This is a genomic window from Cupriavidus sp. HE11 (genome assembly GCF_056097175.1).
Genome location: NZ_CP184464.1, coordinates 2324202 through 2339926 on the forward strand (window position 1 = coordinate 2324202; position 15725 = coordinate 2339926).

The following is a 15725-nucleotide window of genomic DNA, read 5'->3' on the forward strand; positions in this document are numbered from 1 at the left end:
AGAGCTGTCCTTCGCTATCGAAGTTCAGCTTGTCTGATATACCGAAACGAGAAATATCGCGATCCGATCAGGCAGTGCGATCGTCAGAATCCAGTTTCGTCAGTCGTGCGTGAGTGATGCGGTGTTGTAGACCTTGGGTATCGTGTTCGAGAAGCAGAACGTCGCGTTCATGGTGTCGCTGGCATTTGCCGTGGCGGCGTCGGCCAACTTCCCGGTGCTGTTCCTGTCGGTGCTGTGGAAGGGCTGCACCACGCGTGGCGCGATGGTGGGTGGCTTCCTGGGGCTGCTGTCGTGGTGCTGACGGTGCTGTCGCAGGCCGTCTGGGTGGACGTGTTCCACTTCAAGACCGCGCCGTTCCCCTACACGTCGCCGGCGCTGTTCTCGATGACGGTCGGCTTCTTCGGTATCTGGCTGTTCTCGGTGACCGACAAGTCGGCGCGAGCCCGTGTGGACAAGGCGGTTCGAGGCGCAGGAACTGCGTTCGGAGACGGGCATCCGGTGCCGGACAGGCCGAAGCACACTAGCTATATGTAGGCGGCCAATTGCGGGTGGGAGCGAGCAGACGCACGCGAGTTGCGCCTAGTTCGTGCGCTCGGGTTCCCGGGGCGTGACCTTGTCGTTGAGGTCTGTCTGCCCCGCAACCAACAAACGGCCCACCTTGATATGCATAAGTGAAGTATAAGGCGTAAAATGAGTGTGCTATCAACAATCCGCTCGCGAGGCACATGCAAGCGGCAAGAATTGTCTCGGTCTTGCTCACTACCAACGATTTTTGGTACGGGTAAGTGCTTTGATCGCCCATAGGCAGGTGTCGCAAGAAGGAAAAACCCCGCATGAAAGCGGGGTTTTTCTTTTGGATCGGGCAATTTTGGGCCTGCTGGCCCGCGCAGGACGCCAATCAGGGCCGTTTCGTCCCGGTCATTCCACTTCGCCGCTATCGGTGTCGCCGGTTTGGGCGTCGCTCTCGTGGCGCATCGCCGCTGCTGCCAGCGCCGTGGCGTTGGCAGCAGCGGCTTCCTTGCGTTCGCTGTAGCGGTCGGTCAGATAGTCGCTGCGGTCGCGCACCAGCAGCGTGAACTTGTAGAGTTCTTCCATGACGTCAACCACGCGGTCGTAGTAGGACGACGGCTTCATGCGGCCGTTGGCGTCGAATTCCTGATAAGCCTTGGCAACAGACGACTGGTTCGGAATGGTCACCATGCGCATCCAGCGTCCCAGCACGCGTAGCGCGTTGACGGCGTTGAACGATTGCGAGCCTCCGCTGACCTGCATCACCGCCAGCGTACGGCCCTGGGTCGGGCGAATCCCGCCGATTTCCAGCGGCAGCCAGTCGATCTGGTTCTTGAAGACAGCCGTCATCGTGCCGTGGCGCTCGGGGCTGCACCAGACCTGGCCCTCGGACCATTCGGACAGCTTGCGCAGTTCGACCACCTTAGGGTGATCGGCCGGCACGCTGTCCGCCATCGGCAGGTCGCGCGCATCGAAGACACGCGTCTCCGCCCCAAAGTGCTGCAGGATCCGTTCGGCTTCCTGCACCAGCAGCCGGCTGTACGACGTCTCGCGCAGCGAGCCGTAAAGCAGCAGGATTCGTGGCGGGTGGGTGCTGACGCGTGCGGGCTCCAGCTTGCGGAGGTCGGGCGTATCGAACACCGCAGGGACGATATTTGGCAGATCCGGGGTCATCGCATTCTCCGGCCTTGCGTGTCGACCACAGCCTCGCCGTCTTCCTTGGTGAAGGCGCCTTGCTGCGGCGCCGGCAGGATGTCCAGCACCAGCTCCGACGGCCGGCACAGCCGCACGCCCAACTCGGTGACGACGAAGGGCCGGTTGATCAGGATCGGATGGGTCAGCATGGCATCGAGCAACTGGTCGTCGGTGAGTGCTGGATCACCAAGGCCAAGCTCGGCATAGGGCGTGCCCTTCTCGCGGATCGCTTCGCGCACGGTGAGCCCGGCATCGCGGATCATCGCCTGCAAGGTCTGCCGGTCGGGTGGCGTGTTCACGTACTGGATGACGGTGGGCTCGATGCCCGCATTGCGGATCATGGCCAGCGTGTTGCGCGACGTACCGCACGCCGGGTTGTGATAGATGGTGACGGTCATGGGGATGCCTCAGTGCGATTCGTACCAGTGCTGCGAGCGGTTGACGACGCCAACGACAAACAGCATCACCGGCACTTCGATCAGTACGCCGACGACGGTGGCGAGCGCCGCGCCGGATTGGAAGCCGAACAGGCTGATGGCGGTGGCCACGGCCAGCTCGAAGAAGTTGCTCGCGCCAATCAGCGCCGACGGCCCGGCCACGCAATGGGCCACGCCGAGCTTGCGGTTGAGCAGATAGGCCAGGCCGGAGTTCAGCAAGACCTGAATCAGGATCGGTACGGCCAGCAGCAGGATGATCAATGGCTGTTCGACGATGGCATTGCCCTGGAAGCCAAACAGCAACACCAGCGTCGCGAGCAGGGCGGTGATCGAGTAAGGGCCCAGCGCGCCAACTACACGCTTGTAGGTGGCTTCGCCCCGCGGATGACCTGCGCGATCAGCACCGGCACCACAATGTAGAGCGCGACCGACGTAATGAGCGTGTCCCACGGCACGGTGATCGACGACAGCCCCAGCAACAATGCGACCACTGGCGCGAAGGCCACGACCATGATGGCGTCGTTGAGCGCCACTTGCGATAGCGTGAAGTACGGATCGCCCTTGCAGAGCTGCGACCAGACGAACACCATCGCCGTGCAGGGTGCCGCCGCCAGCAGGATCAGGCCGGCGATATAGCTGTCGAGTTGATCCACTGGCAGCCAGCCCGCGAACAGGTGACGGATGAAGATCCAGCCCAGCAGCGCCATGGAGAACGGCTTGACCAGCCAGTTCACGAAGAGCGTCACGCCGATGCCGCGCCAGTGTCCCGCGACCTGGCCCATGGCGCCGAAATCGATCTTGATCAGCATCGGGATGATCATGATCCAGATCAGCACACCTACCGGCAGGTTCACCTGTGCGATCTCCATGGCGCCAATGGCCTGAAAGACTGGCGGCAGCCATTGGCCGAGCAGGATGCCGGCGACGATGCAAAGCGCCACCCAGACGGTCAGATAGCGCTCGAAGAAGCCGATTGCGGGGCGATGCCCAGTGTCGGCCGATGCGATATCGAGTTGTTCAGACATGATGTGTGATGCGGACGGGCACGTGCCGCCTCATTCGGGGGCCGGCATTGGCGCGCCGCAAAAAACTCAGCAGCAGCCGGATTCCGGCGCGCAGCAGGCGGTCCTGGCGGATGGCGTTGGCACGGCGTTCAACTGGACGGGCACGCAGCAGGCTGCTGCTTCGGCGCTACGATCGCGCGACTCGCCATAGGTCGGGGCACCACCGAGCGTGTGGAACGACTCCCAGGCAATGCCGGTGGGGTCTACCGACCAATGCTTGTTCGACGTCGCGTAGCAGCAGTTCGTTTCGGACTGTGACTGTGTGGGCAACTCGGCGCTGGTCAGTCGTGCCTGCATTTCTGCAAGCTCCGCGTCCGTCTCCGCCTGGATGCCCAGGTGGTCCACGCCGAGCTTCCCGGTGCGATTGGAGATCGCGAAGTTCACGCGCGGGTCGTCCAGTGCCCACTTGGCGTAGTCGTCCCGGATGACGGTCGGTTCGGCGGCGAAGAGGGCAGAGTAGTAGCGGATGCTTGCCGGCAGGTCGGCCACGCTCACGTGGACGTGGAAGCGTTTCATGGTTCAGGAATCCGTGGCGGCGCAACAGGCGGGAGCCGGCGAACATGGCACACCGCCGCAGCAGTTCTCGGTGAGGTAGCCCAGCAGGGCGTTCATGGTCTCGAAGCGAGCCATATAGATGATCGAGCGGCCCTCCTGGCGGCTTCCCAGTAGTCCCGCGCGGTGCAATTCCTTGAGGTGGAAGGACAGCGAGGACGCTGGCATTTCCATCAGTTCGGCAATGCGGCCGGCTGGCAGGCCTTGGGGGCCCACCTGTACGAGCAGACGGAAGACGGCCAGGCGGACGGCGTGGGCCAGCGCAGCAAGCGCTTCCAGGGCGTTATCTGTTTCCATTATTCGAATATAGTCGAATGATGAAAATATCGCAACTCATGTTGCTGTCTAGGAGTGGTATCCGTCAATTCAATTATTTTGAATAACTATGACGACGATAGCCCACTTTCTCTGGGGTGGCGGTCGCTATAGTTCTGCACATGGACAGCGCAGCAACGCAGCGAAACAAACGAAGCGAAGCCAGCGCCGCCCGATAAACCTCAAACTTATTGAATCATCCTTTATTCCGGAGCACACCATGTCGAACGCCAAGCTGCAAGTCCTGACCCCGCGCAACAGCCAGCTGATCATCATCGACCACCAGCCCCAGATGGCCTTCGGCGTGCAGTCGATGGACCGCCAGACCATGAAGAACAACGTGGTGGGCCTGGCCAAGGCAGCCAGGATCTTCGACGTGCCGACCACCATCACCACCGTGGAAAGCGAATCGTTCTCCGGCTACACCTATCCCGAACTGCTCGACGTCTTCCCGGGCAAGGAAACGCTTGAACGCACCTCGATGAATTCGTGGGACGACCAGAAGGTGCGCGACTCCCTGGCGGCCAACGGCCGCAAGAAGATCGTGGTGGCGGGCCTGTGGACCGAAGTCTGCAACACCACGTTCGCCCTGAGCGCGATGCTCGAAGGCGACTACGAGATCTACATGGTGGCCGATGCGTCGGGCGGTACCAGCAAGGAAGCGCACGACTACGCCATGCAGCGGATGATCCAGGCCGGCGTGGTGCCGGTGACGTGGCAGCAGGTGCTGCTGGAATGGCAGCGTGACTGGAAGAACAAGGAAACGTACGACGCCGTGACGGGCCTGGCGAAGGAACACTCGGGCGCCTACGGCATGGGCATCGACTACGCCTACACGATGGTCCACAAGGCCGCGCAGCGCACGCAGACCGCGCACCCGTCGATTGCCCCGGTGCATGCACCGGTGATCGAGTACTGATATCCAGGGTTGGTGGCGCGGCATCGAGAGCCGGGCCACCCTGAACAAGCGCAGACGAACAGGCGAACAGGCGGCAACCGCTATGACATCCCATCACAAAATTGGTCGTAAGCTGGAAATGGCCGCCGTCGCCTTTGCGACTGGATTTTCATCCCACGGGCACACCTCGTCGTCCCTGGGCGTATTGGCTGGAACGCTGGCGGTTTGCGCCCTGGTCGCACGCAGCGCCTTCAACAAGCGCCCGCAGACGGCGGGCCTGGCGCTGATCGCCCAGGCCTGATGACCAACGAGGCCGTGTGCGTACAAAAGAGAATCGAAAAATGACCCAGCAGTTTCCGACCTTCGCCGACCTGTTCGCCCAACTCGGGCTGCCCGCCGACGAAGCCGCCATCGCCGATTTCATCGCCGCACATTCGCCTGTGCCACGCAGCGTCGAGCTGTGCGAGGCGCCATTCTGGACGCCGTCTCAAGCCGCCTTGCTGCGGGACGAGTTCACCGACGACGCCGACTGGGCATCCGTCGTCGACCAACTGAATCTTGCGTTGCGCGGTGCTGCCTGACCGTTCGATGTCGATATCGGGATTGCATTGCACGTAGACGGCAATGTTCCACTGCGGCAAGCGGTTGTGCTCGCTGGGCCTGTCGAAAACCCTCGCCGACGACCATGACATGCTGCGGCAGGTGCCTTTCAGGTATCAATATGGCGGGGGGTGACATCGGGCGCGGCGGCATTCACGGCCTGCCGCGCTGTGCGTCCCTGTAGAATGACGGCCTGTTGGCTGGTCACCCGGCATTACCCATCGGACAAGCCGGTGGTCGGCATGCCAAGTGACCGATTGCTCACGCGTTCAGCGACCTCTGCGGATCGCCTTGCCGATTCCGCGCCCAATTCCCGCTTTCCCGACCATGCCGGCTGACAACCCGGCGCGGTGGGGCAATCGTGCGCGGCGCGGCGGGGCGCGGACCGGGCGTGCGCGGCCAATTGCGCCGATGGGCGCCAATGGGCGCCGATGGCGGCGATCCTGCCATCGGTGCGGCGGCACATGTTGCCGCGCCCTTAATCTCTCCTCGACATCATGAAAAAAATAGCAGCCGTTCTCCTGATTTCCGGTCTTTCGTTGCTGGCCGCCTGTGGCAAGAGCGATCCGACGCCGGCGGCAAAGCCCGCCAGCGCCAGCACCAGCACCAGCATCGTGGTGGGCCTGGACGACAACTTCCCGCCGATGGGCTTTCGCGATGCCAGCAACCAGCTGGTTGGCTTCGACATCGACATGGCAAAGGAAGCGGCGCAGCGGCTTGGCATGACGGTGGAATTCAAGCCGATCGACTGGAGCGCCAAGGAAGCGGAACTGAACGGCAAGCGCGTTGACGTGCTGTGGAACGGCCTGACGATCACCGAGGACCGCAAGAAGAACATCAGCTTTACGGCACCGTACATGACGAACCACCAGATCGTCATCGTGACCGAAAAGTCGCCGATCCAGACCAAGGCCGACCTGGCCGGCCGCATCGTCGGCGCGCAGGACGGCAGCAGCGCCGTGGACGCCATCAAGAAAGAGGCGACCGTGGCCGCCAGCCTGAAGGAACTGAAGTCGTTTGGCGATAACGTGACGGCGCTGATGGACCTGTCGGCCGGCCGGCTCGACGCCGTGGTGGTCGACGAAGTGGTGGGCCGCTACCTCGCCAGCAAGCGCGCCGGCGAATACCGCATCCTGACCGAGAACTTCGGTACCGAAGACTACGGCGTGGGCGTGCGCAAGGACGACGCCGAACTGCTGGACAAGCTGAACAAGACGCTGGCCTCGATGAAGCAGGACGGCACGGCCGCACGCATCGCCACCCAGTGGTTCGGCGCGGACATCACGAAGTAAGGACAGCCAACTCGCAGGCAGCGCAGGGTTCGGGAAACGCAGCAATTTGCACCGGCCCTGTTGCACTTGCGGCGTAACGTTTCAGCATGGACTACGTTCTTTCTCTCCTGCCTCCGATGGTGGAAGGGGCCAAGGTCACCTTGACCCTGTTCGCCATCACGCTGGGCCTGTCGGTGCCGCTGGGCCTGGCACTGGCCCTGCTGCGAATCTCGGCGTGGGCGCCGGTCAGTGGCCTTGTGAATGGCTATATCTGGCTGATGCGCGGCACGCCGCTGATGCTGCAGATGCTCTTCATCTACTTCGCGCTGCCGTTCGTGCCCTATGTCGGCATCCGGCTACCCGATTTCCCCGCTGCCGTGGTTGCGTTCGCGTTGAACTACGCGGCGTACTTCGCCGAGATCTTCCGCGCCGGCATCCAGTCGGTGGAGCGCGGCCAGTACGAGGCCAGCAAGACGCTGGGCCTGAGCTATTTCCAGACCATGCGCCGGATCGTGCTGCCCCAGATGATCGGCCGCGTGCTGCCGCCGGTGAGCAACGAGACCATCACGCTGGTCAAGGACACCTCGCTGATCTACGTGCTGGCGCTCAACGACATCCTGCGCACCGCGCGCAGCATCGTGCAGCGTGATTTCACGACAACCCCGTTCCTGGTCGCCGCCCTGTTTTACCTGGTGATGACGCTGGTTCTGACGTGGCTCTTCCAACGCCTGGAAAAACGCTATGCACGATACGATCAATAAGACCGCCGGCGTGAGCGGGCGACCGTTGATGGTGTCGGCCCAGGACATCCACAAGTCATTTGGCCCGCTCGAAGTGCTGAAGGGCGTGTCGCTGTCGCTGCGCAAGGGCGACGTGACCGCCGTGATCGGTCCGTCGGGGTCGGGCAAGAGCACGCTGCTGCGGTGCCTGAACCATCTGGAAGTCATCGACCGCGGCACGCTGGAAATCGAAGGCGAAGTGCTGGCGGCCACCGACGGCGACGGCGTGCGCTATGCCAAGGGTGCCGACCTGCGTCGTATTTGCGCCAAAATGGGCATGGTCTTCCAGTCGTTCAACCTGTTCCCGCATCTGACCGTGCTGCAGAACCTGACCGAGGCACCGATGACGGTCAAGGGCATGTCGCGCGACCGCATCATCCCGCTGGCCGAAGACCTGTTGCGCAAGGTGGGTCTGTTCGACAAGCGCGACAGCTATCCGTCGCGCCTGTCGGGCGGCCAGAAGCAGCGCGTGGCGATTGCCCGTGCATTGGCGATGGAACCGGACATCATGCTGTTCGACGAGCCCACCTCGGCGCTCGACCCCGAACTGACCGGCGAAGTCCTGCGGACCATGCGCCAACTGGCGGACGAGCATATGACGATGCTGGTGGTCACGCACGAAATGGGTTTCGCGCGCGAAGTGGCTAACCATGTGGTCTTCATGGATGGCGGCAAGGTGGTCGAGGAAGGCGCGCCGGAACAGTTGTTCGGAGCGCCCGTCCACGCGCGGACGCGGGAATTCCTGACGCGCGTGTTCTGACGCCGCGCACGGAGGGCACGCGTGGGGGCACCCCCAGCGCGTGTCCTTTTGTCGCGTTTGTATCAAAGCTGTTGCATGTAGAATGCGCACCGCGGCACACGGCCCTCGTGTGCCGTCCGTGACTGCAGGTGCCGGCGATCCCATCGCCGGTTAAACGGGAAACAGGTGCGTCGCCGCTCGTCCAGATTTCGACGAGAACCGGCAATGCCTGTGCTGCCCCCGCAACGGTAAGCAGGTTGGGAACCGTCAGGCCGATCCCTGGGATCGGCAGCCACTGCGCCAGCTTCAGGCGGCGCGGGAAGGCGATGGCATCCCCGGCGCGCAAAGCGCCGCCCTGCAAGCCCGGATACCGGCCTGTTGTCATCATCGATTTCCATTGCCCGGGCGGGGTCGTCCGGCTTCACGATGAAATACAACTTGTCCGCGCATACCGCTGGCCGCTCGCGCTCGGCCCAACTTCGCACACGCCCGGCGCGTGGGCACCGGCCGCGTCTGCTGGCCGCTTCGCTCGGCACTGTCGCCAGCCTCAATTTCCCTTGCGCATTCGCCCAGGACGCCACTTCCGAACGGAAGGACGGCACCCTGCCGGCCGTGACCGTCAGCGAGACCGCCCAGATCGACCAGCCCGGCCTGGCCCTGTCGAAGCCCGAATACACCGGCAGCCGCCTGGGCCTGACGCCGCTGGAAACCCCCGCCAGCGTCGAAATACTCAGCGGCGAGACCATCCGTGCGCGCGGCGACCAATCCGTGCGCGAGGCCGTGACGCGCGCCACCGGCATCACCGGCAATCCGGCGCCCGGCAACGGCGGCACGTCGCTGACGGCGCGCGGCTTCTCGGGTCAGGGTTCGGTCATGCAGTTGCTCGACGGCACGCGCATGTACGTGGCGTCGGGCACGGTCACCTTCCCGTTCGATACCTGGTCGGTGGACCGTATCGAAGTGCTGCGCGGGCCGGCATCGGTGATGTATGGCGAAGGCGCCATCGGCGGCGTGGTCAACGTCGTGCAGAAGAAGCCGATTCGTGGCCCCATCGAGAACGAACTGCAGATCACCGGCGGCACCGAGAAGACCGCCCGCGTGGCGTTCGACAGCGGCGGCCGCGTCAACGACAACCTGTCGTACCGCTTCGCCACGGCCTACAACCGCTCGGCCGGCTGGGTCGACCGGGGCGATTCGAACAACCTGATGGTGTCGGCGTCGGTACGGCTGGACATCAACCCGGAATTCAACCTGACGCTGTCCTATGACGACGGCACCCAGCATCCACAGCAGTACTTCGGCGTGCCGCTGGTCAATGGCAGCCTGGACACCTCGCTGCGCAAGAAAAACTACAACGTCGGCGATGCCCAGATCAGCTATCGCGACCGCTGGACGCGCCTGAATGCCGAATGGACGCCCAACGACCGCGTCACGGTGCGCAACCAGTTCTATTACCTGACCAGCCATCGGCACTGGCGCGACAGCGAGACCTACACGTTCCTGCCGGCGACCTCTCAGGTGCGCCGCACCGATTACCTGGAAATCCTGCATGACCAGGAACAGGTGGGTAACCGCGCCGACATGACGGTCAAGAGCCGCCTGTTCGGAATGGACAACGCCACGACGGTCGGGTTCGACATCAACAAGATCAACTTCACGCATTCGAACAACTCGCCGTACGGCGGAGCGTCGACGGTCAACGCGTACGACTTCAATCCGGGGATGTTCTTCAGCCCGCCGGGCGTGGTCACGTCGCCGCGCCTGCGCACCAACACCACGCAGTACGCACTGTTCGGCGAGCACCGCATTGCCTTCACGCCGAAGTGGTCGGTCATTGGCGGCGTGCGTTTCGATCACGCCACGCTGTACCGTACCGATCTGGTCGCCAACACGGGCTGGGAGAAGACCTTCGCCAACACCACGTGGCGCGTGGGCACGGTGTATCAGTTCACGCCGAGCCTGTCGGTCTATGCGCAGTACGCCACGGCCACCGATCCGCTGGGTGCGCTGATCACCACATCCGACGCGCAGCGCAACTTCGACCTGGCCACCGGCAAGCAGCTCGAAGTGGGCGTGAAGCAGGCGTTCTGGGGCAATCGCGGCGAATGGACGTTTGCGGCCTACGAGATCCGCAAGAAAAACCTGCTGTCGCGCGACCCGGTCAATCCGACGATCACCCAGCAGGTGGGCGAGCAGTCGTCGCGCGGGCTGGAGGCATCGGCCAGCGTGGAAGTGGTGCGCGGCCTGCGCCTGGACGTGAACGGCACCGTGCTGCGGGCGCGCTATGACGACTTCAACGAGTCGGTGGGCGGCGTGGCGGTGTCGCGCGCGGGCAATGTGCCGACCAGCGTGCCGCAGCAGGCCGCCAACGCTTGGCTGAGCTGGAACTTCATGCCGCAGTGGACCTTTGCCACGGGCCTGCGCTACGTGGGCGGCCGCTATGCCGACACGGCCAACAAGGTGCGCGTGCCGAGCTACACGACGGTCGACACCGCGCTGTCGTGGCGTGTGTCGAAGCAGGCGGCGCTGACGCTGCGCGTGTACAACCTGTTCAACCGCGATTACGCCGAATCGTTCTCGAACGGCGGCCAGCAGTGGTTGCTGGGGCGTCCGCGCTCGGCGGAGCTGTCGGCCAACTTCTACTTCTGAGGTCGCAACCGTGTGGCGCAAGCTCAGGCTGAAGCGCTGGCTGTACCTGATCCATCGCTGGATGGGTATCGCCGGCTGCCTGCTGATCGCGATGTGGTTTGGCTCCGGGCTGGTCATGATGTATGTGGGATTTCCCGCGCTGACCGATGCCGAGCGGCTGGCCAGCCTGCCGCGCATCGAGTTGTCGCGCGTGGCCGTTACGCCCGATGCGGCGATGGCGGCGGCGGGGCTCGATGCCTTCCCGCGCAGCCTGCGGGTCGAGATGGCCGGCGACATGCCTGTCTATCGCATGGTCGATGGCAAGGGCCGGCCGCATACGGTGTCGGCCGTCGACGGTCAGGTGATCGAGCAGGTCGATGCCGCCACGGCGCGGGCCACCGCGCAGAGGTTTGCCGGCAAGCCCGCGCAATGGCTGGAGACAGCCGAGCGCGACCAGTGGACCGTGCCCAACGGCCTCAATGCCTGGCGGCCGCTGCACCGGATCGCCATTGATGATGGCCGGGGCACCGAGCTTTACGTCTCCGCAAAAACCGGCGAGGTCATGCGCGATACCCACCGAGCCGAGCGTTTCTGGAACTGGCTGGGCTCCGTGCCGCACTGGCTCTACTTCACGCCGATCCGGCAAGACCCGCCACTATGGCGCCAGGTGGTGCTGTGGACGTCGGGGCCATGCGTGGCGGTGGCCATCACGGGGATCTGGATCGGCTGGCTGCGCCTGCGCGTGCGGCGCCGCTTTGCTCACGGCAGCATGGGCGGTACGTCGCCGTATCACGGCTGGATGGCCTGGCACCACGTGGCGGGGCTGGCCGGCGCGCTGTTCCTGCTGTGCTGGTTGATATCAGGGTGGCTGTCGGTCAATCCGAATCAATGGTTCAACGGGCGCGGGTTCGATGGGGCGGCACTGCAGCGCTACGCCGGGCATACCGCTGCGTCTTTCCCGATGCCAGCCTGGCAGGCGCTGGGCGACGGCGTGCGCGAGGTCCGCATGACGTGGACGGGCGGCAAGCCGGTGTTGCTGGCGTCGTCGCAAGACGGTGCGGTCCGGGCCGTCGATCCACAGGATGGCACGGCCATGCAGTGGGATCACGATGCACTGGTGCGCGCGTCGGCAACCTTGCTGCCGGACGCCCGGATCGCATCGCAAATCGTCCAGACCGACCCCGATGCCTACTGGTACAGCCATCACCATGCGCGTAGGTTCCCGGTGCTGCGGATTGGCTTCGACGATCCGGACGGCACCTGGGCCTATCTTGATCCGGCGACCGGGCAGGTCATCGGCCGCAGCGACGACAGCCGGCGCCTGTACCGCTGGCTGTTCAATGCCGTCCACAGTTATGACCTTGTCACGTTGACGCGGCATCGTCCGCTGTGGGACGCCGTGGTCTGGGCGCTGTCCGTCGTCGGCCTGGTGATGTCGGTCAGCGGCGTGGTGGTTGGCTGGCGGCGCTTGCGGCGCTAGGGCGGCGCGGGTGCCCCTCGCGCGGAGGGGGAAGCTGTCACGGAAGCGTCATATCGCGCGCTTACATTTTCGTTCGAACATGCAAAGTGAGCGAACGAGCGTCGATGAGTCTGACCCCGCGGCAACGTGAAATCTTTGGCTGGCTGAATGATGCCGGCTACCTCAGTACCGAACAACTGGCGAGCCGATTTGGCGTCAGCAGCCAGACCATCCGGCGCGATATCAATGAACTGAGCGTGCAGGGGCTGGCGCGCCGGATGCACGGCGGGCTGAGCCTGCCGGCCAGCCAGCACAACATCAGCTATCTGCAACGCAGCACCGCGCATGTCGAGCGCAAGCGGCGCATTGCCGAGGTGGCGATCGGCATGGTCGAGGCCGACGCCACGGTCTTCCTGGGCTATGGCACCACCGTGGCCGACTTTGCCCGAGCCCTGCCGGACGACCTGCCGCTGCGCGTGATCACCAACAACCTGGGCGCCGTGCATGCGCTGGCCGACAAGCCGCGCATCGAAACCTGGGTGGCCGGCGGCCGGCTGCGTGCCGGTGATTTCGATGTGATGGGCAGTGCCACATTGGACTTTGTACGACGTTTTCGGGCGCATGTGGCGATCTGCAGCGCGGCCGGCATCGACGCGGATGGCACGTTCTACGAATTCCAGCCCGAGGAGGCCGAGTTGAGCCAGGTGCTGCTGTCGCACAGCCATTTGCGCGTGCTGCTGGCTGACAGCAGCAAGTGCCTGCGCAATGCGCCATGCCGGGTGGCCGGCCTGGACCAGATCGATCACCTGTTCACTGACTCCGAGGCCACCGACGCGCTGCCGGCGTTGCCGGGCCTGTGCGAGCGCGCTGGCGTGGCGTTGCACCTGTGCTGAGCCCCCGTCACTGCCGCCGCGCCGAGCGCCTTCCTTCCTGAACCCATGGCCTATCTGCGACTCGACCAGCTCCAGCAGCGCTTCGGCGACCACGAGGTGCTGCGCGGCATCGATCTCGACATCGAACGCGGCGAGTTCATCGCGCTGCTGGGCGCGTCGGGCTGTGGCAAGACCACGCTTCTGCGCCTGATTGCCGGGCTGGACCTGCCCAGCGCCGGCCGCATCCATCTGGACGGGCGCGATGTCACCGCGCTGGAGCCCGCGCAGCGCATGCTGAGCATGGTGTTCCAGTCGTACGCGCTGTTTCCGCACCTGAGCGTGGCCGACAACATCCTGTTCGGCCTGCGCGCCCGCAAGGTGGCGCGCGACGAGCAGACGCGCCGGCTGCGGCACGCCGCCGACCTGCTGGGGCTGGGCGCGCTGCTGGCGCGCAAGCCCGCGGCGCTGTCGGGCGGGCAGAAGCAGCGCGTGGCGCTGGCGCGCGCCATCGTGTCGCAGCATCCGCTTTGCCTGATGGACGAGCCGCTGTCGAACCTCGACGCGCAGCTGCGCGCGGAAATGCGTGCGGAACTGCGCAAGCTCCAGCAGCAGCTTGGCCTGACGGTGGTCTATGTCACGCATGACCAGGTCGAGGCGATGAGCATGGCCGACCGCATCGTGCTGATGCACCAGGGGCAGATCGCCCAGACCGGCACGCCCACGGAACTGTACGAGCAACCGGCCACGCCGGTGGTGGCGCGCTTTATCGGCCAGCCGCCGATGAACCTGATCCGGCTGCCGGGCGCCGATCACTGGCTGGGCGTGCGGCCCGAGCACATCGAACTGGGCGGCGGACATGCGGCAGAGGTGGTCCGCTCCGAATACCACGGCGCCGACACGCTGATCGAAGTGCGGCTGCATGACCAGCCGCTGCTGGTGCGCCACGCGGGGCGCGTGGCCCCGGCACCCGGCGCCAGCCTGATGCTGCAGTGGCCGGCGGCGCGCGAGCATCGTTTTGCGCTGGACACGGCGCCGGCGGCCTCCAACGTTTTGTCCACCGCTTTACCCTGACTTTCTACTAGGAGCGTTCATGTCGTTCAAGACCCGATGCCTGGCCGTCGCGCTCGGCACCCTCAGTTGCTTCGCGTCGCTGGCGGCCAGTGCGGCGCCCACGCAGGTCACGATGTACTACCCGGTCTCGGTTGGCGGCCCGCTGACGCAGGTCGTGGACAAGCTGGTCGGCGAGTTCGAGCAGGCCAACCCGGACGTCAAGGTCAACGCCATCTACGCGGGCAACTACGACGATGCGCGCACCAAGGCGCTGGCTGCGCTGAAGGCCGGCACGCCGGTGCAGACGTCGGTGCTGTTCTCGATCGACCTGCACGAGCTGAAGGACCTGGGCGTGATCCGCCCGTTCGACGACTTCGCCACCACGGCCGAGGACAAGGCCTGGCTGAAGAGCTTCTATCCGGGCCTGATGGACAACGGCCGCGCCGACGGCAAGACCTGGGGCATCCCGTTCCAGCGCTCGACCATCGTGATGTTCTACAACAAGGACGCATTCCGCCAGGCCGGCCTGAACGCGGATCAGCCGCCCCGTTCGTGGACCGAGATGCGCGAGGCCGCTGCCAGGCTGGTGAAGCGCGACGGCGGCAACACCAGCCGCTGGGGCGTGATGATCCCGTCCACCGGCTACGCCTACTGGATGTTCGGCGCGCTGGCGAAGCAGAACGGCCAGACGCTGATGAACCCGGCCGGCACGCACACCACGTTCGATGCACCCAAGGCGGTGCAGGCGCTGGAGTACTGGACGTCGCTGTCGAAGGACGGCGTCAGCCCCAAGGGCCTGATCGAATGGGGCACGCTGCGCCAGAACTTCGTCGAAGGCAAGACCGCGATGATGTGGCACTCCACCGGCAACCTGACGGCCGTGCTGAAGGAAGCCAGGTTTGACGTCGGCGTGGCGCCGCTGCCCGGCAACACCGAGCCGGGCTCGCCCACCGGCGGCGGCAACTTCTACCTGTTCAAGAGCGGCAGCGATGCCGAGCAGCGCGCCGCGTTCCGCCTGGTCAAGTTCCTGACCGCGCCAGAGCGTTCGGCGCAGTGGAGCGTGGCAACCGGCTACATGGGCGTGAGCCCGGCCAGCTACGAGACGCCGACGCTGAAGGACTACGCCGCGAAGGTGCCGCAGTCGCTGGTGGCGCGTGACCAGCTGTCGGTGGCTACCGCCGAGCTGTCGACCCACCAGGCCGGCCGCGTGCGCAAGCTGCTGGAAGACGCGCTGCAGTCGGCCATCGCCGGCCAGCAGGAGCCCAAGGCCGCTCTGGCCGGCGCGCAGGCGCAGGCCGACCGCGTGCTGAAGCCCTACCAGCGTTGATGACCGGGGAGCCGGCCCCGGCCGGCTCTA

At 65.0% G+C, this 15725-nt stretch carries 15 protein-coding genes, 2 pseudogenes and 1 riboswitch; of the genes and pseudogenes, 12 read left to right on the forward strand and 5 right to left on the reverse strand.

The features are described from left to right. Positions 1 to 133 precede the first annotated feature (133 nt). Positions 134 to 517: pseudogene (locus tag ACOABP_RS10795) on the forward strand (sodium:solute symporter family transporter); the annotation flags it as partial. 401 nt (positions 518 to 918) lie between these two features. Here the strand turns inward: ACOABP_RS10795 and arsH are convergent. The 5 genes and pseudogenes from arsH to ACOABP_RS10820 form a co-directional block, all read right to left on the reverse strand. Then, entirely contained in the window at positions 919 to 1683 is a 765-nt protein-coding gene (gene arsH, locus ACOABP_RS10800; protein ID WP_474224966.1) for an arsenical resistance protein ArsH, read from the reverse strand. Further along, positions 1680 to 2102, reverse strand: a complete 423-nt coding sequence (arsC, locus tag ACOABP_RS10805; protein ID WP_474224968.1) for an arsenate reductase (glutaredoxin) — start codon at positions 2100 to 2102, stop codon at positions 1680 to 1682. The genes arsH and arsC overlap by 4 nt, the downstream gene beginning before the upstream one ends. Positions 2103 to 2111: 9 nt before the next feature. Beyond that, positions 2112 to 3166, reverse strand: a pseudogene (gene arsB / locus ACOABP_RS10810) (ACR3 family arsenite efflux transporter). Between the two features lie 66 nt (positions 3167 to 3232). Beyond that, entirely contained in the window at positions 3233 to 3721 is a 489-nt protein-coding gene (locus ACOABP_RS10815; RefSeq protein WP_474224969.1) for an ArsI/CadI family heavy metal resistance metalloenzyme, read from the reverse strand. Between the two features lie 3 nt (positions 3722 to 3724). Then, positions 3725 to 4054 (reverse strand): ArsR/SmtB family transcription factor, encoded by a 330-nt coding sequence (locus tag ACOABP_RS10820; RefSeq protein WP_474224970.1) that lies wholly within the window; start codon positions 4052 to 4054, stop codon positions 3725 to 3727. A 238-nt stretch (positions 4055 to 4292) separates the two neighbouring features. Between ACOABP_RS10820 and ACOABP_RS10825 the strand changes: the two genes are divergently transcribed. The 11 genes from ACOABP_RS10825 to ACOABP_RS10875 all read left to right on the forward strand — a co-directional run bounded on the left by ACOABP_RS10825 (position 4293) and on the right by ACOABP_RS10875 (position 15695). Further along, entirely contained in the window at positions 4293 to 4991 is a 699-nt protein-coding gene (locus ACOABP_RS10825) for a hydrolase (RefSeq protein ID WP_474224971.1), read from the forward strand. A gap of 82 nt (positions 4992 to 5073) precedes the next feature. Then, positions 5074 to 5271 (forward strand): hypothetical protein, encoded by a 198-nt coding sequence (locus tag ACOABP_RS10830; RefSeq protein WP_474224972.1) that lies wholly within the window; start codon positions 5074 to 5076, stop codon positions 5269 to 5271. Between the two features lie 40 nt (positions 5272 to 5311). Then, on the forward strand, positions 5312 to 5551 hold the full coding sequence (locus ACOABP_RS10835; RefSeq protein WP_066739604.1) for a DUF2789 domain-containing protein: 240 nt from the start codon (positions 5312 to 5314) through the stop codon (positions 5549 to 5551). A 516-nt stretch (positions 5552 to 6067) separates the two neighbouring features. Then, entirely contained in the window at positions 6068 to 6862 is a 795-nt protein-coding gene (locus tag ACOABP_RS10840) for a transporter substrate-binding domain-containing protein (protein WP_474224974.1), read from the forward strand. 86 nt (positions 6863 to 6948) lie between these two features. Then, positions 6949 to 7602 carry an amino acid ABC transporter permease gene (locus tag ACOABP_RS10845; RefSeq protein WP_474224975.1) on the forward strand — a complete coding sequence of 218 codons (654 nt, stop codon included), beginning with the start codon at positions 6949 to 6951 and terminating at the stop codon, positions 7600 to 7602. Positions 7603 to 7630: 28 nt separating this feature from the next. After that, positions 7631 to 8380, forward strand: a complete 750-nt coding sequence (locus ACOABP_RS10850) for an amino acid ABC transporter ATP-binding protein (RefSeq protein ID WP_474227813.1) — start codon at positions 7631 to 7633, stop codon at positions 8378 to 8380. Between the two features lie 109 nt (positions 8381 to 8489). After that, positions 8490 to 8752: riboswitch (cobalamin riboswitch) on the forward strand. Positions 8753 to 8872: 120 nt separating this feature from the next. Then, on the forward strand, positions 8873 to 11008 hold the full coding sequence (locus ACOABP_RS10855) for a TonB-dependent receptor (RefSeq protein WP_474227814.1): 2136 nt from the start codon (positions 8873 to 8875) through the stop codon (positions 11006 to 11008). A 10-nt stretch (positions 11009 to 11018) separates the two neighbouring features. After that, positions 11019 to 12467, forward strand: a complete 1449-nt coding sequence (locus ACOABP_RS10860) for a PepSY domain-containing protein (RefSeq protein ID WP_474224977.1) — start codon at positions 11019 to 11021, stop codon at positions 12465 to 12467. 104 nt (positions 12468 to 12571) lie between these two features. Next, entirely contained in the window at positions 12572 to 13339 is a 768-nt protein-coding gene (locus ACOABP_RS10865) for a DeoR/GlpR family DNA-binding transcription regulator (RefSeq protein ID WP_066739585.1), read from the forward strand. A 45-nt stretch (positions 13340 to 13384) separates the two neighbouring features. Beyond that, entirely contained in the window at positions 13385 to 14389 is a 1005-nt protein-coding gene (locus ACOABP_RS10870; RefSeq protein WP_474224979.1) for an ABC transporter ATP-binding protein, read from the forward strand. 19 nt (positions 14390 to 14408) lie between these two features. Continuing rightward, a complete protein-coding gene (locus ACOABP_RS10875) occupies positions 14409 to 15695 on the forward strand; it encodes an ABC transporter substrate-binding protein (protein ID WP_474224981.1) in 1287 nt (428 codons plus the stop codon). Positions 15696 to 15725: the final 30 nt, after the last annotated feature.